This is a genomic window from Zoogloea sp., assembly GCF_028693495.1.
GTDB lineage: Bacteria > Pseudomonadota > Gammaproteobacteria > Burkholderiales > Rhodocyclaceae > Zoogloea.
Map to the genome: position 1 here is coordinate 92,077 of NZ_JAQUVG010000001.1, position 21,556 is coordinate 113,632.

The following is a 21,556-nucleotide window of genomic DNA, read 5'->3' on the forward strand; positions in this document are numbered from 1 at the left end:
TGCAGTGGCGGTTGGCTTTACGGTTTGTGCGCCTTGCCGGGTTCAACCAGGATCAGCTGGCCGGTCTTCGGGTCGCGAAAGACTTCGCCGACCCGATCGAAGCCGGCGCCGGCCTGGCCCATGCCGTCGGCGGGGCGTTCGATGGACTGGCCCTTATCTACGGGTTTCGGCGGGGCCAGCGCGCCCTGGGTGCTGGCCGCAAGCGCGGCGAGCAGGCCGCAGGCGAACACCAGCATCACGTCCACCAGATTGACCAGGCTGGCGCGGGGGTCTTCATCCCGGTCGTCGAAGCGGGCGTCGAGGCGCGAATACAGGCGCAGGCGCTTGCGCGGTGGCTGGGCGGATTTCATTCGTCACCCTCCAGGGCTTCAAGCATTTCTTCGTACCAGCGCCGCCGCAGCTTGCCGACCACGAGGCCACCGATGCCGGCGACGAGGCCCAGTACGGTGGCGTCGAAGGCGACCGTCACGGCGCTGGCAAGCTCGGACGGATTGCCCTGTCCCAGGGCGGCAAGGCCCGGTCCGAGGGGAATGATGGTGGCCATCAGGCCAAGCATCGGCGGGATGCGGGCGAGCAGGTCGGCACGTTCAAGACGGTGGCGCGCAACACGCTGGATGAGCTGCAGATCGCCCGTTGCGGCGAGCCGCCTGAGGCCCCAGAAGCGCTCGCCGAAGGCCAGGCCGGCTTCGGCCAGGGCAATGGCGCAGGCCACGATGAGTGCGAAAAGAGCAGGGGTGAGCAGCCAGGTAACGGCCTGGTGCAGCCAGGAGAGAGCATCGTTCATCGGGGTTTTACCGGGTTGTTGCGGGTGGAGGAAAAGCGCCGGCCACTCCAGGCGAGGCCGAGCAGGAAAATCAGCGGGGCCAGCGACACTGCGGCCGGCGGGATGCCTGTCGCGGCGGGCGCCAGGCGGGGCTTGAGTTCGTAGTAGCGGTCGGGCGCGGGCGGCGGGGTGTCCGCGGGCGCTTCAGCGGGCGTGTCGACTTTTGCGCCGCCCTGCGCCGGGGCGGGGGCCGCCGGCGTGCGGCCCGATGCCGGCGTTATCAAAGGGGAGGCGGCCACCGGGGCCGCCGGTGCCAGGTTCGCTCCTTGGGCGCGGGCGAGGGTGACGCCCAGGGCTTCGGCATCGGCTGCATCGATCTGCGGTTTGAGCCAGTTCCACATGGGGTGATTGGGCGCTGCGTGACCACTGCCGGGCAGGCCGTTCCTGGCCACCAGCCGGGCCAGCTCGCCCCCCATCTGGCGGATGGTGGCTTCGTCGGCCTTCCAGAAACCCTTTTCGGCGGCGACCATGAAGATGGCCAGCATGTGGGCCTTCACGTGGGCGTTCTGGCCTTGCTCGAGAAAGCGCGGCAGACCGAGCTTCTGCTTGTCGTCGAAGTAGGTTTCCTTGACCTCGTCCCAGGCCCATTGCTTGATCAGGTCGGGTCGGGTGACCTGCCAGCCCCACAGGTTTTCGAGAAACTCCTGGCCCATCGTGCGAGCGCCGGCGTAGCCGTGCTTCATCAGCGGCTTGAGCCAGGCCGGGTTGAGGTAGCGGCCGCGGAGCTCGGACAGCAGCGCGGTGGCCAGCGGTTCAACCTCCGGGTGCGCCGCATCGGCGTGCTGCAGGATCAGGGCTTCCGGCAGCCGGCCGGTGAGGGTTTCGATGCCGACCGACATGCCACCGAGGTAGTCGAAGGCGTCGTTGTTGTCGAGCAGGCCATAGAGGTTGCTGGCCCGCCCGTGATAGCTGCGGGTGACGCCGGCCAGGGCCGTCTCGAAGGCCTGATGCGCTGCGTCGCCGCTGGCGTCGAGTCCATAGGCGTGGCCCATGCGCTTGAGGTAGATGCGGCCGAGTTCGTCGCGCTCTTTCCAGGCGCCGGATCTTTCGGCAAGGCGATTGACACCGGTGCTGTAGGCGCCCGGCGGGTCACCAAAAATACGTGTGGCCGCCGCACGTCCGGCTTCGGGCAGGCTGAGGCCGGCCTTGGCAAGGAGGTCGATGCGCTTCAGCCAGGCCGCGGCAACAAGGTTGTCAGCGAGGGGCTGACGGCCGTGCTCGATGCCCTTGCCAGCCGGGGCGAGGGCGGCGGCGAGCGCGTCCGTGAGGTCCGGGCGGATGTCGAGCAGGAGGTCGGCGGAGGCGGCAAGGGCCAGTAGGCCGGCGCGGTCCACTTGGCGGAGCAGGTTGGGGTAAAGGTCGCGGAACAGGCCCGAGGTGGTGACGATCACGTCGCGCCGGGGCTTGCCGTCCAGCACGCGCACGTCGGTGACGATGCCGCGGGCGTTCCATACCGGCTCGGTGCCCAGCAGCGAGAGGCAGAAGGCGACCATCGCGCCTTCGTCGCGCACCGCGTCGGAGGCCCACAGGATCACCGCGTCGCTGTCGACGCCGGCGTCTTTCCTGCGCGGGCGGGCCGTGGCCTTGTCGGCCAGTGTGGCCCCCAGGGCATAGCCGAGGCGGGTGGGCAGCAGGTCGCCATCCACCGCATGAAAGTTGCGCCCGGTGGGCAGGGCGTCGGGTGAACGCAGTGGGTCGTTGCCCTTGCCCGGTGCCACGAAGCGTCCGGCAAGGCCAGCCAGCAGGCCTTCCATTTCGAGGCGCGGCGAGATCGCCAGCTTTTCGGCGATGGCCGCATCAAAGCCGTCGGCCACCTGGCTCATGGAGTCGGCCATCAGCTTGAGGGATTCGGCACTCCAGTCCTGCCCGAAAACATGCAGGCCATGGGGCATGAATTTTTCCTGGAGCTTGGTGAGGTAGTGCCCGATCTCGTGGGCGAGGAGATCGTCGTCGGCGTCCTCGAAACCGATGCCGCGCACTTCGAGGACGTCGGCCATCGAGGCTTCCAGCTCGGCCTTCAGGTTGAGCGCGATGACCTGCGTCCGCATGGTTGCGGCGGCCTGGGCCTTGAGGCTTTCGCTGTTGGCGGCTTCAAAACTTTCCACCACCTGACGCAGCTCCAGCAGCTTGTCGTAGAGGGGCGTGGCCGACAGCGGCGGGGTGAGGTGATCGACGATCACGGCGAGCCCCCGGCGCTTGGCCTGAATGCCTTCGCCCACGCCGTCCACGATGTAGGGGTAGACCCCGGGCAGGTCGGCGGCAATCAGGCTGGGGTAGTCGTCGGCAGTGAGTCCGACGGCTTTACCGGGCAGGAACTCGTAGGTGGAATGGCGGCCCAGATGGACCACGGCATCGGCACGAAAGCGGTCGCGAATCCAGTGATAGAAGGCCAGGTATTGATGCGGTGGCGCCACGCTGGTGTTGGCGTGCAGCAGCTCTTCATCCACCTCCCAGCCCCGTGGCGGCTGCGGGCCGACGAAGATCTTGCCAAACACGAGGCCCGGCACCAGCAGCTTGCCGTCGGCCACCATCACCTTGCCCGGGGTGTGTCCCCAGCCCCGCAGGCCTTCAACGCCATGGCCGGCGAGGCGCCAGGCCAGGGACGACAGGCTGGAGCAGCGACGCCGGGGCTGATCCGCCAGACAGTCCCGGTAGCCGGCTTCCAGCTCCTTCAGACCCGTGATGGTCTCCTGGCGCTTCGGGTGGTCGGCGCCTTCGGCGAGGTGGTGGAGCTCCTTCATGACCGATTCGACCCGCTTGCGGCCGACGCTGCGCTCCGCAACCTGCTCGGCTTCCAGCACTTCGGCGTGCAGCCGGCCCAGCGGGCCGGACACCATCTCGCCCTGCACCCGCTCGGGCAGGGCGGCAAACCAGTGGCGGTAGTCGGCGGCGCTCACGCTGTTCACGTCCCGCGCCAGCTCGTGCAGGGCGGTCTTGTCTTCCGGCAGGTTCACGCCCCGGGCCATGATCCGGTCGAGCAGGGCTTCCGGCGAGGCCGGCAGCTCGCCGGTGTCGTAGCCCTCTGCCTTGAGACGCTGCAGTACGGCGAACAGGGATGCAGGCACGTCCAGGTTGTCGGCGCCGATGTTCTGCCGGCCCGGCGGGTGGTTGTAGTAGATGATCGCCAACCGCTTGTTGGCATTGGCTTTGGCGCGCAAGGCCTGCCAGCGGGCGGCGCGGGCCACGAGGCGCTGGATTTCGACCCCGATGGCTTCGGTGCGGCGCAGCTCGAGGCCGGTCAGGGGGTCGATGCGACTGGCGCCGACGGCCGACACGACGATGGGCTGGCCGATGCCCTGGAGTTCCGGCAGGGCCACCCGGTATTGCACCGAATCCACCGGGAGCCCTTCCGGCGACAGGCGCCATTGGGTTGCGCTGCGGTCGGTCAGGCGGATGGCCTTGAGAATGGGGATGTCCAGCTTCTTGAACGCTTCGGTAACGGCCTCCCGGTTTTCGGCCGCACCGACGACGAAATCCTGCACCACCACCAGCGCGGCCGGTTTGGCCGGGGCCAGCAGTTCGGGCAGGCGCTCGATGGCCTCCCGCGAGACGCTGCCCCAGCGGGTCAGCACTTCGGCGCAGGGCAAACCCTGGCGGCGGGATTCGCCACAGATCGCGGCGGCGGTGGCGGATTCGGTGTTGGACAGGTCGAGCACCGCCAGGGCCGGGCCGGCGGGCAGCAGGCGGGCATTCCAGGCGGCCTCGTCGCGACGTTCGGCACCCTCGACCCGCAGACGCAGCACGCTCTCCCGCTGCGCCGGGGGCAGCGGCTTGCCGTCGAGCAGGTGGCCGAACAGACGCGCCACGTTGTCGGCGCCGTCCGCCTGCCACACCCGACGTGCGGCGAGCCACGCGGCTGCGGCCGGGTGCTGTGCGGCGGCTTCGAGGGCGTCGGCCGGGGGCTGCTCGGCCGTCAGTTGGCGCAGGGTTTCGGCGGGAAAGCCCTCGAGCCGGCCCAGCCGGCTGCGGCTTTGCAGGTTGAGGCGCTGTTCGCCGTTCAAGGCCAGCACCGTGGCAGCGCGACTGGCGGGCAGGGCGTTGATCAGCCGGCGTGCCGGGTCGCCGAAGGCCGAGGCGATGAATACCGAATCTGCATCCAGCCACTGGCGCAGCTGTGCATCGCTGGCCACCATGATCTGGTTGGGCGTGCGCAGGACGATGCGGTCGCGCGGATGGCTGGCCAGATGCTGACGTGCCGCTTCGACGGCGGCTGGAGCGGCACGATCGGTGACGACACCGAAGAGTGTTGCCGCATGGGCCGGCAGACTGCCCAGCAGTGCAAACGCCAGCAGCAGCCCCGCGCAAAGGACTGCCTTACGAGCCGTTGATTCTTGTCCTGCCATTCTGCCTCCACGTGCGGGAACATCGGCCGTGGCGCCAGGGCAGGGGGACAAGACGGAACGAAAGGACATGCCGGAATCATGAGAACCGGCAATACGGCGGACAGAAGTCGGACGTTTTCGCTCGCCACGCCCACACCCCGGGGCACAGCCAAACTCATGTCCTCGGGCCGGTCTTCTGGCTCGCCGTCGTTCTTCCCTATCCGCCTTCCCGGGCAAAAATGGCCCAGTGGCATGTATGGATGGAGTCGTCAGGCTTACAGCAGCGGGGGCTGCGCCGGAATGGTCGGAGAGAAACAACTCGCCAACGTCACCGGACTTCCCGTTTAGCCCTTCCGCGAAAGCGGATCGGGCACCCGGAGGATCAAGGGCGCGAGGTTACGGGGAAACGGGTGATGACGGCAAGTCGTCGTGAGATCGGGCTGCCCGCTTGCGCCGTCTGGCCCGTGATCACGGAGGCCTGCCAGAAAGCTTGGTGGCTTGTGAGCAGCTCGAGCACTCGACCTGCCGATTGAGGCAAGCGCTTGGTAAGACACTGGTATAGGGCTTCCAGTCAGTTGCCGTTAAAGAGTGCTGGGCCAGTTGCGCGCCGTATGAACCACGGCAAGAACCGTCACGGTCCCTTCTTGCTGTTGATAGACAACCAAGTACGGTAGCCGGCTTATTACCAGTTCACGGGTGTCTTCGATGATGCCCTTGCGGCCAGCCTCCGCATGTTGTGCAAGAAGTTTGACCTGCTCCCGAATGGCCTTCACCACGCGGCTTGCTGCGGCAGGGCTGTCCTGGCTGATGTGTGCTCGAATCTCTTTCAGGTGCTCAACGGCCGGAAGCGCCCAGAGAATCCGGCTCAAGGCGTCAAGCCTTCCTCACGGTCTAGCCGGTCGAACAGTGCGTCAAGCTCGTCGTCGGTCACGACCTGGCCTTGCCTTGCTGCCTCAAGCCCGGCTTTCACCCGCCGCAGGTACTCGGCTTGCCAATGGACGTAACTGCTCAAAGCGGCCGCGGCGAGGTCTTCGTCAGTGCGGCGCGTTTCGGTGGCGATACTGTGCAGCAGGGCTTTGTCCTGCTCGCTGAGGGTGACTGTCAGGTGTGCCATGGTTGCTCCCGGCGTGGCGTTCCCTGAATGATAACGCGTCGGGCGCCTGGCTCCATTTTTGGCAGCTTTCCGGCTCGGGCTGGGGCGGATGGCGCCCTGGTGGGAGGACTTCAAGCCTTCTAAAAATCAGAAAGGCGTCCAGCAGTGAAGCGGGTTTTCAAAGGGGTCGGCGGAAGCGTTTGTAGAAGGATTTTCGCCTAAGCGCCTGTTTTGGTGGAAAGAGCGCCAGATTGAGGCAACACACCCCGGCGAGGGGAGTGCTTGGCTTTTTTACGCGAGCGGAGTAGGCTTCAAACAAACAATCAAATTTGTTTGTAAAACAAACTACCTGGCAGCGCTGGAGGAGAAACGTATTCATGGATAGCTACGACTACATCGTCGTTGGTGCCGGCTCGGCCGGCTGTGTGCTGGCCAACCGCTTGTCGGAGGATGGCCGGAGCCGGGTCCTGCTGCTGGAGGCGGGAGGCGACAACCGCAGCCCACTCGTTTCCATGCCCAAGGGGTTTGCCAAGCTGGTGGCCATGCCGGCCCATGCCTGGCATTTTCCGGTCCAGCAGCCACGCCTGCCGGGCCAGCCAGCGGGCGAGATGTGGGTGCGCGGCAAGGGGCTGGGCGGCTCGAGCGCGATCAACGGCATGATCTATGTCCGTGGCCAGCCCGAGGACTACGAGGACTGGGCGGCTGCGGCGGGTTCTGACTGGAGCTGGGCCAGCATGAAGCAGGTGTTCCGCACCCTCGAAGATCACGAGTTGGGGGCGGATGAGCTGCGCGGTGTAGGTGGGCCGGTCAAGGTCAGCCCTGGCAAGTTCCGCTACCCGGTGAGCGAAGCCCTGGTCAAGGCGGGTGAAGAGATGGGCCTGCCCCGCAAGGAGGATTTCAACCGGGAGGATCAGGAAGGGGTGGGTTATTACGCCCACACCATCCACAAGGGACGTCGCTGGAGTTCGGCCAAGGCCTTCCTCGAGCCGGCCATGGGCCGGCCCAACCTGACCGTGCTGACCGGTGTTCAGGTGGATCGGGTTCTTTTCGAGGCAGGCCAGGCAGTCGGCGTTGCAGCCCGCCGCTCGGGTGAGTCCGTTCGTTTCCGCTGTCATGGAGAGGTGATCCTGTCCGGCGGTGCGATGTTGTCCCCCAAGATCCTGCAGCTGTCGGGCATCGGCCCTGGTGCGGTCCTGCAGCAGGCGGGCATTCCAGTACTTGCCCATTCCCCCGACGTGGGCCGGCGGATGCGCGAGCATCTGGGCTTCCTGCTGCCCTTCCGGCTCCGCAACGACAAGGGACTCAACCATCGTTTCCGGGGCCTCGGCCTGGTCAGGAGCGTGCTGGAGTATTACCTGACGGGCGGTGGCCCGATGGCCAGCGGACCTTTTGAGGTGGGGGCCTTCGTGAAGACCTCTCCCGGGGTGGATCGCCCCGATGCCCAGCTGTACCTGTCCGCGTTCACCTATCCCCGCAGCGATGACAATTTCCCCGTGCCCGATGGCGTCGAGGACCAGCCCGGCATCACGGCCTACGGCCAGCTCCTGCGCCTGACCAGCGAAGGGGAGATGAAGGTGACCGGTGCCGATCCGGAGCGCCCCATGGATGTCGCCCCCAACTGGCTGTCCACTGAAGAAGACTGCCGCGCAGCCATCGACATGTTCCGCTACATGCGCGAGTACATGCGCCGTCCGGCGCTGTCCCGTTACGTGGGTGAGGAGCTGGGGCCGGGGGTGAAGTGCGAGAGCGACGAGGACATCCTCCACCTGTTCCGCCAGGCGTCCTTGTGCGGTACCCATGCGGTGGCCTCCTGCCGGATGGGCCGGGATGCGGACGCGGTTGTGGACGAGCGCCTGCGGGTGCGTGGAGTTCGGGGTTTGCGGGTGGCCGACTGCTCGGTGATGCCCGCCCCCATCTCCGGTAACACCAACGGTCCGGCCATGGCCCTGGGCTGGCAGGCGTCCAGCCTGATCCTTGCCGATCGTGGGCAGGGCTGAATCATGACTGAACGTAACTTGAAGGTCGTACTGGGCAGCCGTCCTGAAGGAAAGCCCACGGTGGACAACTTCCGCGTGGAGGAGGGGCCCTTGCCGGTCGCTGCCGAGGGTCAGGTGCTGGTGCGCAACCAGTGGCTGTCCATCGATCCCTACATGCGTGGCCGGATGATGGACATCCGCACCTATGCCGAGCCGGTGGCCCTGGGGGATGTGATGGTGGGGGATACGGCCGGTGTGGTTGTCGCGTCCCGCCATCCGGACTTTGCGCCGGGTGATCCGGTGGCGGCCTACCTGGGCTGGCAGCGCTTCGGGGTGGCCGAGGGGGGCGCCCTGCGCCGGGTGGATCCCCGCATTCCCTTGTCGGTGAGCCTGGGCGCCGCGGGCATGCCCGGCGTGACCGCCTGGGTCGGTCTGCTTGACCTGTGCCAGCCGAAGGCCGGTGAGACGGTGGTGGTCAGCGCTGCGTCGGGGGGCGTTGGCAGCGTGGCAGGACAGCTGGCCCGCATCGCTGGCTGCCGGGTCGTCGGTATTGCCGGCGGCGCGGACAAGTGTCGTCATGTCACGGAAGCGCTGGGCTTCGATGCCTGTCTGGACTACCGGGCCGAGGATTTCCGCCAGCAGCTCAAGGCGGCGGTGCCCAAGGGTATCGACTGCATCTTCGACAACGTGGGCGGCCCGGTGCTGGAAGCCCTGATCGGACGCATCAATCCCTTTGCCCGGGTGACCCTGTGCGGAGCCATCTCCGAGGTGGACAACCCCAGCCCGACGGGCCTGCGCCGCCTGCTGCCGCTGATTGTCAATCGGGTCAAGCTGCAGGGCTTCATCGTCGGTGATCACCTGGAGCGCTGGCCGGTGGCCATCGCCGACCTCTCCGGTCACGTCGCCGCCGGTCGTATCCGATATCACGAAACCCTTGCCGAGGGGCTGGAAGCCGCGCCCCAGGCCCTGCTGGATCTGCTGGCCGGGCGCAGCCTGGGCAAGCAGCTGGTCCGCATCCCCTGAACCTTCACCGGGAAAACTCTCCATGACCACTCCGTTCGACGTCCTGTTCAAGCCCCTCCCCATCGGCAATGTCACCTTGAAGAACCGTCTGGTCATGGCTCCCATGACCCGTAACCGCTCCGGCCTGGATGGGGTGCCGACCGACCTCAACGTGCTGCATTACCAGCAGCGCGCCAGCGCCGGACTGATCGTCAGCGAGGGCGTCTATCCCAGCGAGCTCGGCAAGGGCTACCTGTTCTCGCCAGGCCTGTGCACTGCCGCTCACGTGGCCGGCTGGCGCAAGGTCACCGATGCAGTGCATGGGGCCGGCGGAGCGATTTTTGCCCAGATCATGCACGTGGGCCGCCTGTCCGATCCGCTGCTGCTGAACGGCGCCCAGCCGGTGGCACCGTCGGCCGTGCAGCCCGACCCGACGGCCCGCCACTATACGGTCACCTGCCCGCGCCCCAAGCGCGCCTACCCGCTGCCCCGTGCGCTGGCCACTGACGAGGTCTACGGGGTGATCGAGGACTACCGGCGCAGTGCCGCGCTGGCAAGGGAGGCCGGTTTCGACGGAGTCGAAATCCATGCCGCCAGCGGCTATCTGCCGATGCAGTTCCTGTCCACCAACACCAATCTGCGCAGCGACGAGTTCGGCGGCAGTCTGGAAAACCGTGCCCGCTTCCTGCTGGCCATCGTGGATGCGATTGCCGCCGATCAGGGCGCCGGTTTCGTGGCGGTGAAGCTGTCGCCGGGGTGGACTTTCCACAACGTCTTCGATGACGACGCGCCGGCCACCTATTCGCATGTGACCCGGGAGCTCTCGAAGCGCCACATCGCCTACCTTCAGGTAGGCAACTACGGCATGGACTGGGATGTGTACGGCACCCTGCGCCCGCTCTTCGACGGCCCCTTCATGACCGTCGCCAGCTTCACCCGCCAGAGCGCCGCCGACCTGATCGCCCGCGGGGGCGCCGACCTGGTGGGCTTCGGCCAGGCTTTCATCGCCAATCCGGATCTGGTGGAGCGCTTCCGCAACGGCTGGCCCATCAACCGCCCCGACATTGCCACCTATTACAGCCAGGGGGCAGAGGGTTACACCGACTACCCCTTCCACGGCCACAGCACCCGCGACGACCTGCTGCCGACCGACGCGCCGCTGGTGCCGGTGTCTGCCGACGTGACCGGTTGAGGAGGCAGCCATGAGCGTGCGCGCCCCGACTCACGAGGAACTGGCCGCCAAGTGGGCCATCACCGAAGTCATCCACCGCTACTGCCGCGGCCTCGACCGGATGGACAAGGCCCTGGCCCTGTCGTGCTGGCACCCCGGGGGCACCGACGACCACGCGCCCCTCTATGCCGGCAGCGCCGAGGGCTTCATCGACTGGCTGTGGCCGGTGCATGCCGCCATGAACGTCACCCGCCACGTGGTCAGCAATACCCTGATCGACCTGCGCGGCCAGGAGGCAGGGGCCGAGACCTACTGGTCCCTGGTGCTGCAGGTGGCGCGGGGCGGTGAGACCCACGACATCGTCGCCGGCGGCCGCTATCTGGACCGCTTCGAGTGCATTGACGGGGTGTGGGCGATCCGCCACCGCCAGTCGGTGGTGGACTGGAACCGGGTTGAGCCGGTACGCAGCACCCTGGCCGACTTTGCCGCCACGCCACTGCTCGACGTGAATAACCCGGAAGTGCCGGCCACGCTGCCGCGGCGCGATGCGGACGATTTCTCGTATTCCGTGCTCGGGCATATCGAACGGCACTGAGCTCCACTGCACAGGGTAACCGCACCATGACGACAGCCGCTCCCATCAGTTTTGCCGACCCGGAAATCCGCCGCTGCCCTCACGCCGCCTACGCGCAGCTGCAGGCTGAGAGCCCGGTGTATTTCGACGCGGGCACCGGCTTTCATGTGGTGACCCGCTACGCCGACATCGCCTGGGTCAATGCCCACCCGGAACTGTTTTCCAACATGACCAGCCAGGTGTTCGACCGGAGTCATTCACCGGTGGCCGCCGAGGTGGCCCGGCGCTATGCGGAGCGGGGCTTTCCGCCCCGGCACACCCTGGTCTCCAACGATCCGCCCTCCCACGGCCAGTATCGGGCGCTGGTGGACCAGGCCTTCGCCCGCAAGAACGTGATCGGCCTGGAGCCGTCCATCCGGGCGGTGGTGGATGAACTGATCGACGAGCTTGCCGGGCGCGGACGCATCGAGTTCTTCCAGGATTTTGCCGTGCGCCTGCCCATGTACGTGATCACCCAGGAACTTGGGCTGCCGCGGGAAGACTGGCCGCAGCTCAAGCTCTGGTCCGATGCGGCCATCGAACAGATCAACCCCAACCTGGCCCCGGCGCGGGAGCTGGAGCTGACCGACCTGCTCATCGACATGCAGTGTTACCTGCACCGCCATGCCATGGCCTACCGGGCTGCGCCGGGGCCGGGCCTGCTGTCGGCGGTGGCCAATGCGCGCATCGATGGGCGCCTGCTCGAGGACGGCGAGCTCGTCAACATCGCCACCCAGCTGATGGTGGCCGGCAATGAGACCACCACCACCGCCCTTGGCTCGGCCCTGTGGTCCCTGCTGGAGGCGCCGGCCCTGCATGCGCAGCTGCGCGCCGATCCGTCACGCATTTCCGGTTTCGTCGAGGAGGTGCTGCGCCTGCACTCCCCGGTGCCCTACATCTACCGGCTGGTGAAGGCGGATACCGAGCTGGCCGGTGTCCCGCTTGCAGCCGGGGCCGTACTGATGCTGGCCTACGGCGCCGGTAACGTGGACCCGGGCAAGTTCGAATGCCCCGAGCGCCTTGACCCCGAACGCCGTAATGCCCGCGAGCACATGACCTTCGGCAAGGGCATCCACTTCTGCATCGGGCACATGCTGGCCCGCACCGAGCTGCGCATCGCCCTCGAGCGGCTGCTGTGCCGCCTGCCGGATCTGGCCCTCGACCCCACAGCCCCGCCGCCCCGCTGGTCGTCCAGCTTCCAGGCCCACACCCTGGAGCGCCTCGACCTCGTATTCACACCGGTTTCCGCCGGCAAGGAGCCGTCATGAGCGCCACCCCCGAGTTGATTGCCGATCGTCTGGCCATCAGCGACGTCATCATCAACTACGCCACCGCGCTGGATACCCGCGACTGGGGCTTGCTGCGCTCGATCCTGACCGACCGGGTGGCCATCGACTACACCAGCTTCGATCCGGACCTGGATCTGGAGATGGATGCCAGCGAGTGGGTTCATCGGGTCCGCGGGCTGGCCGGTTTCGACGCCACCCAGCATCTGAGTACCAATCACCGTCACGTCATCGACGGTGATCAAGCAACCTGCATTTCCTACATGCATGCCAGCCATTTCCTGACCCACGCCGGGGCCGACCACGTCTGCGTCCTGTATGGCTACTACACCAGCCAGCTGCTGCGCACTGCCGCCGGCTGGAAGCTGCGTAAGGTCAAGCTGACCATCACTGCCCGCCACGGCGACGCCCGGGTGTTCGAATGGGCCTTCAGCAAGATTCCCTGAGGGCGCCCGCGCAGGAGGCGCCGGCATGCCGATGATTCACTCTACAGAAGGGCGATGTTCTTCGCCCCTGGACAACACAAGAAGGAGACACAACATGGAATGGGATTACGACGTAATCATTGTGGGCGGCGGCGGTGCCGGCCTGGCGGCGGCATTGATGGCCCACCAGCAAGGCGCCCGCTGCATGGTCATCGAGGCGGATGGCAGGCTGGGCGGCGCCACGGCCCAGTCGGGCGGGGTGTTCTACGCCTGCGGGACCAGCGTGCAGCGGGCCGCGGGCATCGCCGACGATACCCCGGACGATCTCTACGACTACCTGATGACCCTCAACCGCTGGAAGCTGCGGCCCGACCTGATCCGTTACTACGCCGATCATTGCGGGCCGGCGCTGGAGTGGCTGATTGAACTGGGCAGCGAGTTTCCCAAGGAATGGCTGGTCAAGTCCGGCGTGGATAGCGTGGCCCGGGGCCATTCGAGCCAGGGGGCGGGTTCCGGCATCGCCGATGCGCTGATCAACGCGGCCGGCGCCAAGGGCATCGACACCGCCCTGGGAACCCGGGTGGAGGCGCTGTTGTTCGAGGACGGCCGGGTCGTCGGTGTCAGGGCCCTGGGGACCGAGCTGCGTGCCCCGGTGGTGGTGGTCACCACCGGTGGTTTCGGCAACAATCCGGAGATGCTCCAGCGACTTTACCCATCCTCCTGGCATGAGGGCTGGACCTGGGCCGTGCACAAGGACGTGCCCTTTGTGCAGGGCGACGGCATCACCCTGGCCGAGCAGGTGGGTGCCGGCGTGGTCGGCCACGACACCGGCCTGGTGCTGCCCACCTCGGGTTTCAGCCGCTCACTGGAGGCCTTCCTGCCGCCCTGGATCATCGCGGTCAACAAGGAGGGCCGCCGCTTCATGTCGGAGCTGTCGCCCTACAGCGTGTGCGGTTACCTGCTCAACGAGCAGACCGAGCGGCGCGCCTGGGCCATCTTCGACGAGAAGGCCCTGGTGGAAGCCAGCACCAACACCAAGTACCTGGACCCCTACAACGCGGGTATCAGCATTCCCACCTGGGAAGAGCCCACCCTGCGCGCCCAAGTGAAGACCGGCCGGGTCAAGGTGGCCGACAGCCTGCAGGCCCTGGCGGCGCAGGTAGGCATTGATGGTCTGGCTCTGGAAGAGACCGTGGCCCGCTACAACGCCGATTGCGATGCCGGCGGCGATTTCCAGTTTTTCAAGCAGGCCCCGGCCTATTTCCCGATCCGCCAGGGGCCCTACTACGCGGTGGAGATCCGTTCCGCGATCATTGGCCTGACGGCGGCAGGGCTGGACATCGACAAGCAGGCCCGGGTGCTCGATGTCCACCAGCGTCCGATCCCTGGTCTGTACGCCGCAGGCGAGGTGCTCGGCTGCTTCCACGGGGAGCGCTATGGCGGCGGCGGCCTCTCCATCGGTAATGCAGTGGTCTTCGGTCGTCTTGCCGGCATCGAGGCCGGCCGGGCGGCCCTGGCCCTGCGGGCACAGGATGAGGTGGTGGCATGAAGTGCCTTGCCGGCCGGGTGGTCCTGGTGACTGGCGCGGCGCGGGGCATGGGCGCTGCCATGGTCCGCCTGTTCCATGCCGAAGGGGCCCGCGTGGTGATTGCCGACCTGCTCGATGGGGAAGGTCAGGCGCTGGCCACCGAGCTGGGCGACGGCGCCCTTTTCCAGCATCTGGATGTGACCCTTGAAGCCGACTGGCAGCGGGTGGTGGCCGCGGTGCTGGAATGCTGGGGGAGCATCGACGGACTTGTGAACAATGCGGGAATCAATTTCTCCGAGACGATCGCCCAGACCGGACTGGCAGACTTCCGCAGGGTCATCGATGTGAACCTGATGGGGCCCTTTCTCGGAATGAAGTACGTGGGGCAGGCCATGAGCGCCCGCGGGCGGGGCAGCATCGTCAACATCTCGTCCATCGGCGGCATGACCGCCTGGAATTCCATGAGCGCCTATTGCGCCAGCAAATGGGGCCTGCGGGGCTTGAGCCGGGTGGCCGCCCTGGAACTGGGTCATCGGGGCGTACGGGTCAATTCGATTCACCCGGGCGGGGTGGATACGAGCATGGGCAGCATGTTCGACGGGGACACCGAGGCCCTCAACCGGGCTTATCAGGGGCAGCCGGTCCAGCGCATCGGCCGACCGGCGGAAATCGCCAGCATGGCGCTCTTCCTGCTTGGAGACGAGGCAAGCTATGTCTGCGGCGCCGAGCTGGTGGTGGACGGCGGCAATCTGGCCGGGCGCTATTTTGAGGGGCTGCCCGGCGCCCCGGGCGCCTGACTACCTGATCCGGTAGTTGTGGGCAGCGCTGCGTGCATGGATACTGGCGGCGTATAAAAAACAAACCATCCTGACCACAGGAATAGGAGCGAGACAATGGAAAACGTACAAGTTTATCGAGACTTGGCCAAGCGCATGCTGGCCCTGGTGGATGCCGGCACCACTGACAGCGCCTCCAGCGCCTACCGTCAGCCCTCATCGGTTTATACCGATCCGGCGCTGTTCGCCCGGGAAAAAGCCACCATCTTCAAGGATGAGCCCCAGCTGGTGTGCTTCTCCAGCGACCTGCCGGAAAAGGGCAGCTATTTCACCTACGATGACCTGGGGGTGCCGGTGTTGCTGACCCGGGACAACGAAGGCAAAGTGAATGCATTCCTCAATGCCTGCACCCACCGGGCGGCCCGCCTGAAAGATGGCTGTGGCAAGAGCGCTTCCCTGGCCTGCCCCTACCACAACTGGGGTTTCGACCTGAAAGGCAAGCTGCGGGGGGTCTGGCAGGAGCAGAGCTTCGGTGCCATCGACAAGTCCCTCTACGACCTGGTCCGCCTGCCGGTGGAAGAGAAGTACGGGATGATCTTCGTTGGCCTGCATCAGGATGTGAAGGTCTCGGTCGATGAGATCCTCGGTGATCTGGCGCCCGTCTTCGAGATGTGGGACCTGGGTTCCACCTCCTACGTGAACCAGCATGTCTGGAAGCTCAATACCAATTGGAAGCTGGCCCTGGACACCTTCTGTGAGGGCTACCACTTCCTGGCCCTGCACAAGAATACCCTCGGGGGTATCTCCATCGGCAACACTTCGGCCTTTGACACCTTCGGTCCGGATGGGCGCAACCATCGCCTCGCCTTCCCGAATGAGAGCCTGCTGCGGCTGAAGAGTCTCCCCGAGTCCGAATGGGGTATGGACATCTTCAACGATTTTCAGCTGGTGCATTTCATTTACCCCAACATTTCCCTGCTGGTCTCCCCGGTGTCGGTGGAGTTCTTCAAGCTCTATCCCGGCGACAACCCCGGTGAGCACCGCACGGTCTTCCGCAGCTACATCCGCAAGGGGGGTGAGAAGGGCTGGGACGGCAACGACCCCCAGGCGCACTTCGAATTCATCCGCAAGGTGGTGGACGAGGAGGACTACTGGGTATCGGCCAACGTGATGAAGAACCTCAACGCCGGCATGATCCAGTTCAGCACCTTCGGTGCCAACGAGCCGGCCCTGCAGAACATGCACAAGGCCTTCCTGCGTGGGATCGGGGAAGAGCCTGTAGAGGCCCCGGTGGGTAAGGTGGGGGTGGCCGCCGCCGCCTGATCATCTTGTAAGTCATCACCGGAATGTCTGGCGGGCCGAGAGGCCCGCCACTTTTTTTGGGCATCCGGCAGGCCGCACTCACCTGGAGGGGCCCGGATCGGGCAGCTTCTTATGGATCCGGTACCGGGGCCAGATGGGTCCGGTGTCCGGCGGGCAGACCGTCCCGGCGGTCAAGCCAGTGGAGCAGGGTTGCGTGGAGGATTTCGGGCGCGACGGGTTTGGAGATGAAGTCGTTCATGCCGGCCGCCAGGCATCGCTCCCGGTCTTCGTCGAAGGCATTGGCGGTCATGGCGATGATGGGGATGCCGGAGTGCTCCGGTAGCTCCCGGATCTTCCGGGTGGCTTCCACACCCCCCATTTCCGGCATCTGCATATCCATCAGCACCAGTGCATAGGGTCTCTGCTGGACCTGTTCCAGTGCCTCCCGGCCATTGTTGGCCACATCGATCAGCAGGCCACTGTCGGTCAGCAGCTCGATGGCCACGGCCTGGTTGACCAGGTCATCCTCCACCAGCAGGATCCGCCGCCCCGCGTGGCGCTGGAAGATCGCCTGCAGGCTGGCCTGGTCCCCGGCCGAGGGCGCCTGGCCGGCGGCTTCGGCCGGCTCCAGCCAGGCGGTGAACCAGAAGGTGCTGCCTGTGCCAGGGGCGCTGTCCACCCCGGCGGAACCCCCCATCAGCCCGGCCAGGCGCAGGGTGATGGCCAGGCCCAGGCCGGTGCCGCCATGGCGGCGGGTGGTGGAGACATCCAGCTGACGGAAAGGCTGGAACAGTTTCGGCAGGTCTGCCGGTTCGATGCCGACGCCCGTGTCCTCCACTTCAAAGCGCACCAGGATCTGCGCCCCCCGTTTTTCCTGCAGGCGGGCTCGCAGGGCGATGTGGCCCTGTTCGGTGAATTTGAGGGCGTTGGTGACGTAGTTGAGCAGGCACTGCCGCAGGCGGGTGGCATCCCCCTTGAGAAACTCGGGCACGCCGCCCTTGTCGAGTGTCATGCGGAGGCCCTTGGCGGCAGCCCCCTCGGCGCTCAGGGAGTGGACATAATCCATGACGCTACTCAAGGCAAAGACCGACTGTTCCAGCTGCAGATTCCCCGACTCGATTTTCGAGATGTCGAGCACATCATTGAGGATTGCCAGCAGGTGCTTGCTGGCCCCTTCGATCTTCGTGAGCCGTTCCTGCTGCTCGGGGGCGAGGGGACTTCTGCGCAGGGTGTGGGTATAGCCAAGGATCGCATTCATCGGCGTGCGGATCTCGTGGCTCATGTTGGCGAGGAAGCTGCTTTTGGCCTGGCTGGCCGCATCTGCGGCATCCCGGGCGGCCTTCATGGCGCTTTCGGCTGCCTTCAGGGGCGTCACGTCGCTGAACGTGGCAATCCAGCCGTCATCCAGAAGCTGGCCGCCGGTGTGGATGTCCCGCCGCTGCCCGTTCTTGCAGCAGATCTCGTACTCGAGCCCTTCCAGGCGGCCATCCGTCTTGCGGGCCTGTGCGATGGCCGACTGCCAGAGGGCCTGTGCCTGGTGGCGGTAAGCGGGGTCGGGGTAGGCCCGCTGCCACCAGTCCTCCAGTGTGCGGACTTCCTCCGGACGGTATCCGAACAGTTCGACGAAGCGCTGATTCACCGCATCGATGGCGCCATCCCGTACATGGAACAGGGCAATCGGTGCCGCCTCGAACAGGGCCCGGGAGTGTTTGTCCTGCTCGGCCACCCGGCGCTGGGTGATGTCCCGGGACAGGATCAGCACCTGAGGGGCGTCGGCCTTGCGGGTGGCCGAGAGTTCGAACCAGCGGGTCTGACTGTTCATCTCCAGGCAGATGCTGCGGCCGTAGTCGTGCCCGTTGGCGAGGGCGCCCTGCACGGCCGCCTGGACTGTCCGGGCCGCGTCATCGGGCAGTATGTCGTCCACCCGATGTCCGATCAGTTTTTCCCGGTCGGCGACCAGGGACTGCTCATCGCCAGCGAAAACGTTCAGATAGCGCCCCTCCTGATCAAATTCGAACAGCAGGTCCGGAATCGCCTGGAGGATGGCGGCTTGCCTTTCCTGCACATCCTGGGTGACCCGGTGGGCCTGCTGGAGCGCTTTGAGGGTATGGTTCAGGGCCGCCGTCTGCCGCGCCACCCGGCGCCGCAGGGTGAGGTTCCAGGCGAGGAGCAGGGCACCCACGGCCAGCAGCGCGAGGGCGCTCCAGCCCAGATAGACGCCGAAGCGCTCCAGGCTCATGGAGCGCTCCCCCATCCATTTGCGTCGCAGCGCCGCCTCTTCTTCCGGGCTGATCGCCTTGAAGCCGGCCTCCACCCGCTGCAGGGTGTCCGTGTGCCCCTGGAGGACCGCCCGGCGCAGATGACCCGTGTAGAGGGCGAAGGCCTTGCTGAAATCTTTCTGGGCGCCGGCCTTGTAGAGGTAGAAGTTGGCGGGATGTTCGTCCAGGCAGAAAACCTTGATCTCCTCCCTGCGGGCGGCTTCGATGAGATCCGTGTAGTTGGTATACAAGGCGAGATTGGTCAAGCCCTTGCCGGTCAGGAAATCGACGCATGCATCTCCCTTCTGCACGCCGACCACAAAACCCTTGAGCGTACCGATGCGATCAATACCGCTGATGGAGGAGTGGCGGTAGATGGCTACCGGCATTTCCGCATAGGGTGCCGAAAAATCGTAGAGGCTCTCCCGGGGAGGTGTCCGGTAGATGACGTCGATCACGTCTGCCTGGCCTTCCTGGATCAGGCGCTGGGCGTTGGCCCAGTTGGTGGCCGTCAGTTCGACCCGGATGCCGGTTTTCTTTTCCCAGAGCGCCCAGAGGTCTGCGGTGTAACCGACGACCTCACCTTCCTCGTTGCGGAAGAGCAGGGGAGGGAAATTGTCGTCACTGACGACTTTCAGTACCTGCCGGGAGGGGATCCGCGCTGCCGCCCCGGTGAGCTCCTGCAGACGCTCGGGGTCGACTGCCTGTGCATCGGCCGGAGAGCCCGGCAGGCCGAGTGTCAATAGAACGAGGGAAGTCAGCAGTCTGATGCGTCCCATGGGCGTGGGTCAGGGAGGGCACATGGTTTCACTATATCCCATCCCTGCCGGGGGCAGGGTGCGGGCACGAGGGTTGATTTTAAAAACAGATATGTTCGTTTTTTTGACCATGATCAAGTCAGGGGTATTCCCTGTCAGGGACAATCCTCGCCTGACCCCTGTCACGGGCATGGTCTCAGGCAGGGGCTGCCAACCCGAGGCGCTTCAAGCGCCCGATCCAGGAGGAGACAAACATGAATGCACCCATCACCCCCCATGCCTTGAACAACCCCGCCGAGCTGGGGGATCCCGCCACCTTTCAGCGCTTGCTGGCCGATGAAAAGGTGCCGGTGCCGGACTTTCTCAAGCCTGCAGAGCCGGCCCGGCTGGGTAATGCCGACCTGTCGGTGGCGCGCTGGTTCTCGGCAGATTTCCACCACCGGGAAATGGAAAGGATGTGGCCCCGCGCCTGGCAGTTCGTGGCCCGGGATGAGGCCATCCCGGAAGCGGGTGACCATCTTGTATATGACATTGGTGAGCGTTCGGTGATCGTCATGCGTGGGGAGGATGGTCAGGTGCGCGCCTTTGCCAACTCCTGCCTGCATCGCGGGATTGCGCTGCGCCCGGCAGGGGGCAAGGTGAAACAGTTGCGCTGCCCCTTCCACGGTTTCACCTGGGATCTCCAGGGGGCCATGCAGAGCTTGCCCTGTGCCTGGGACTTCACCCATCTGCCCCCCGAGCGCCAGGACCTGCCCCAACTCCGGGTGGAGTCCTGGGCTGGTTTTCATTTCATCTGTTTCGATCCGGCGGCACCGTCCCTGGCAGACTGGCTGGGGGTGCTTCCAGCCCATTGTGCTGACTACGACCTGGAGCATGCCACCACCCTGGTCCACATCCGGAAGCGCATTCCGTGCAACTGGAAGCTGGCCCAGGAGGCTTTCTTCGAATCCTTCCACGTGCGGGCGACCCATCCCCACATCCTCACCTTCACCGACGATGTGGACAGCCAGTACGATGTCTTCGGCGACAATGTGGCCCGCTGCATCACCCCCATGTCCATCCCCAGCCCGAATCTGGAAGGGGTTACCGAAGCGGAGGTGATGCACGACTGCATTGCTGCCTCCGGCCGGATGGCCGATGCCGACGGGGGCGCCCACCAGCTTCCCCAGGGCATGACCGCGCGGGCCTATGTGGGCGAGATGAACCGGGCGGTCTTTGCCGAAGCCACGGGCCGGGACTTGTCCCACGCCACCCTGGCTGAACTCCAGGACGCCATCCTCTATTCGGTCTTTCCCAACTTCCAGATCTGGGCCGGCTATTTTGGCAACATCGTCTATCGGGTGCTCCCGGATGGCAACAACCCGGAGAGTTGCATCTACGATGTGATGGTACTGGGGCGCCACAAGCATGGGGAGCCGAAGCCGGCAGCGGTGCCGGTGCATGAGCTGAGCGATGACCAGCCCTTCAGCAGCGCCCCCGAACTGGGCGCTCTCGGCCCGGTGCTGGATCAGGACATGCGCAACCTGCCCCACATGACCCGTGGCTTGAAGTCTTCCCTGAGCGGGGTCGTGACCCTGGCCAGCTATCAGGAGCTGCGGATCCGTCACCATCACCAGCGGCTGGACGTTTTTCTGGCGGACTGAGGGAGTCGCGCTTCTCCCCTTGTGCAGCCCCATCGCTGTAGATATACTTTAAAAAAACAAACGGGATTGTTGGTTTTGTTTTCGGGAGAGCCCTTCCGGGAAAAGATCACAGGACCGTTTTCCGGAGGCACCCGCGGCACCCGCAGTGCCCCGGTTCCCAACACCAACCCAGTCGAGAGGTAGGGCATGAGTGAGACGCAACAGCCCAGCAGGCAGGTTCTGCTGGATATTTACCGCATCGCGACGTTGATCAAGACCGCCGACGATCGCTTCATCGAATTGATCAAGGCCGGGCAGATTGCCTCGCCTTACTACTCGCCGCGGGGGCAGGAACTGATCCCGGCAGCGATCTCGGTGAGCCTGACACCGGCCGATTACGTGGTGACCACTTACCGTGGCATCCATGACCAGCTGGCCAAGGGCATTCCGCTCAAGCCCTTCGTGGCCGAATTGTTTGGCCGTGCCACCGGCAGCTGCAAGGGCAAGGGCGGGCCGATGCACGTGACCCACGTGGCCTCCGGCCTGCCGGTGACCACCGGCATCGTCGGCGCCGGCCTGCCCATCGCCAATGGCCTGGCCT

The 21,556-nt window shown here is 65.8% G+C and carries 17 protein-coding genes and 1 riboswitch; of the genes, 11 read left to right on the forward strand and 6 right to left on the reverse strand.

Features of this window, described 5'->3' with window-relative positions; all coding sequences use genetic code 11:
• Positions 1 to 17 precede the first annotated feature (17 nt).
• The 5 genes from PHD22_RS00380 to PHD22_RS00400 all read right to left on the reverse strand — a co-directional run bounded on the left by PHD22_RS00380 (position 18) and on the right by PHD22_RS00400 (position 6,259).
• Positions 18 to 350, reverse strand: a complete 333-nt coding sequence (locus PHD22_RS00380; RefSeq protein ID WP_148579789.1) for a hypothetical protein — start codon at positions 348 to 350, stop codon at positions 18 to 20.
• Positions 347 to 784: a MotA/TolQ/ExbB proton channel family protein gene (locus tag PHD22_RS00385; protein ID WP_299860625.1), complete on the reverse strand. Its 438-nt coding sequence runs from the start codon at positions 782 to 784 to the stop codon at positions 347 to 349. The genes PHD22_RS00380 and PHD22_RS00385 overlap by 4 nt, the downstream gene beginning before the upstream one ends.
• On the reverse strand, positions 781 to 5,166 hold the full coding sequence (locus PHD22_RS00390) for a cobaltochelatase subunit CobN (protein ID WP_299860627.1): 4,386 nt from the start codon (positions 5,164 to 5,166) through the stop codon (positions 781 to 783). The genes PHD22_RS00385 and PHD22_RS00390 overlap by 4 nt, the downstream gene beginning before the upstream one ends.
• A gap of 147 nt (positions 5,167 to 5,313) precedes the next feature.
• A riboswitch (cobalamin riboswitch) is annotated at positions 5,314 to 5,538 on the reverse strand.
• 188 nt (positions 5,539 to 5,726) lie between these two features.
• Complete coding sequence (locus tag PHD22_RS00395) at positions 5,727 to 6,014, reverse strand: type II toxin-antitoxin system RelE/ParE family toxin (RefSeq protein ID WP_299860629.1); 288 nt, start codon at positions 6,012 to 6,014, stop codon at positions 5,727 to 5,729.
• Positions 6,011 to 6,259, reverse strand: coding sequence for a hypothetical protein (locus PHD22_RS00400; RefSeq protein WP_299860631.1), 249 nt, complete (start codon positions 6,257 to 6,259; stop codon positions 6,011 to 6,013). Before PHD22_RS00400 ends, PHD22_RS00395 begins: the two co-directional genes overlap by 4 nt.
• Before the next feature lie 356 nt (positions 6,260 to 6,615).
• Here PHD22_RS00400 and PHD22_RS00405 point away from each other — a divergent pair, with 356 nt between their 5' ends.
• The 9 genes from PHD22_RS00405 (at position 6,616) to PHD22_RS00445 (ending at position 16,338) form a co-directional block, all read left to right on the forward strand.
• Positions 6,616 to 8,235 (forward strand): GMC family oxidoreductase N-terminal domain-containing protein, encoded by a 1,620-nt coding sequence (locus PHD22_RS00405; protein WP_299860633.1) that lies wholly within the window; start codon positions 6,616 to 6,618, stop codon positions 8,233 to 8,235.
• A gap of 3 nt (positions 8,236 to 8,238) precedes the next feature.
• The gene (locus PHD22_RS00410) at positions 8,239 to 9,237 is read left to right on the forward strand and encodes an NADP-dependent oxidoreductase (protein ID WP_299860636.1); all 999 of its coding nucleotides are present in this window, start codon (positions 8,239 to 8,241) and stop codon (positions 9,235 to 9,237) included.
• Between the two features lie 22 nt (positions 9,238 to 9,259).
• Positions 9,260 to 10,408, forward strand: coding sequence for an alkene reductase (locus tag PHD22_RS00415; RefSeq protein ID WP_299860639.1), 1,149 nt, complete (start codon positions 9,260 to 9,262; stop codon positions 10,406 to 10,408).
• Positions 10,409 to 10,418: 10 nt separating this feature from the next.
• Positions 10,419 to 10,982 carry a nuclear transport factor 2 family protein gene (locus tag PHD22_RS00420; RefSeq protein WP_299860641.1) on the forward strand — a complete coding sequence of 188 codons (564 nt, stop codon included), beginning with the start codon at positions 10,419 to 10,421 and terminating at the stop codon, positions 10,980 to 10,982.
• A gap of 26 nt (positions 10,983 to 11,008) precedes the next feature.
• A complete protein-coding gene (locus PHD22_RS00425) occupies positions 11,009 to 12,268 on the forward strand; it encodes a cytochrome P450 (RefSeq protein ID WP_299860644.1) in 1,260 nt (419 codons plus the stop codon).
• Positions 12,265 to 12,732 carry a nuclear transport factor 2 family protein gene (locus tag PHD22_RS00430; protein WP_299860647.1) on the forward strand — a complete coding sequence of 156 codons (468 nt, stop codon included), beginning with the start codon at positions 12,265 to 12,267 and terminating at the stop codon, positions 12,730 to 12,732. Before PHD22_RS00425 ends, PHD22_RS00430 begins: the two co-directional genes overlap by 4 nt.
• Before the next feature lie 94 nt (positions 12,733 to 12,826).
• Positions 12,827 to 14,260 (forward strand): FAD-dependent oxidoreductase, encoded by a 1,434-nt coding sequence (locus PHD22_RS00435; RefSeq protein ID WP_299860650.1) that lies wholly within the window; start codon positions 12,827 to 12,829, stop codon positions 14,258 to 14,260.
• Positions 14,257 to 15,036: a glucose 1-dehydrogenase gene (locus PHD22_RS00440; protein WP_299860653.1), complete on the forward strand. Its 780-nt coding sequence runs from the start codon at positions 14,257 to 14,259 to the stop codon at positions 15,034 to 15,036. Before PHD22_RS00435 ends, PHD22_RS00440 begins: the two co-directional genes overlap by 4 nt.
• A gap of 96 nt (positions 15,037 to 15,132) precedes the next feature.
• Entirely contained in the window at positions 15,133 to 16,338 is a 1,206-nt protein-coding gene (locus tag PHD22_RS00445; protein ID WP_299860656.1) for an SRPBCC family protein, read from the forward strand.
• Positions 16,339 to 16,447: 109 nt separating this feature from the next.
• Here the strand turns inward: PHD22_RS00445 and PHD22_RS00450 are convergent, their stop codons facing one another.
• The gene (locus PHD22_RS00450) at positions 16,448 to 19,354 is read right to left on the reverse strand and encodes a transporter substrate-binding domain-containing protein (RefSeq protein WP_299860659.1); all 2,907 of its coding nucleotides are present in this window, start codon (positions 19,352 to 19,354) and stop codon (positions 16,448 to 16,450) included.
• Between the two features lie 233 nt (positions 19,355 to 19,587).
• Here PHD22_RS00450 and PHD22_RS00455 point away from each other — a divergent pair, with 233 nt between their 5' ends.
• Positions 19,588 to 20,976: an aromatic ring-hydroxylating dioxygenase subunit alpha gene (locus PHD22_RS00455; protein WP_299860662.1), complete on the forward strand. Its 1,389-nt coding sequence runs from the start codon at positions 19,588 to 19,590 to the stop codon at positions 20,974 to 20,976.
• A 186-nt stretch (positions 20,977 to 21,162) separates the two neighbouring features.
• A partial coding sequence (locus PHD22_RS00460; protein WP_299860665.1) for a thiamine pyrophosphate-dependent enzyme occupies positions 21,163 to 21,556 on the forward strand: 394 nt, incomplete at its 3' end.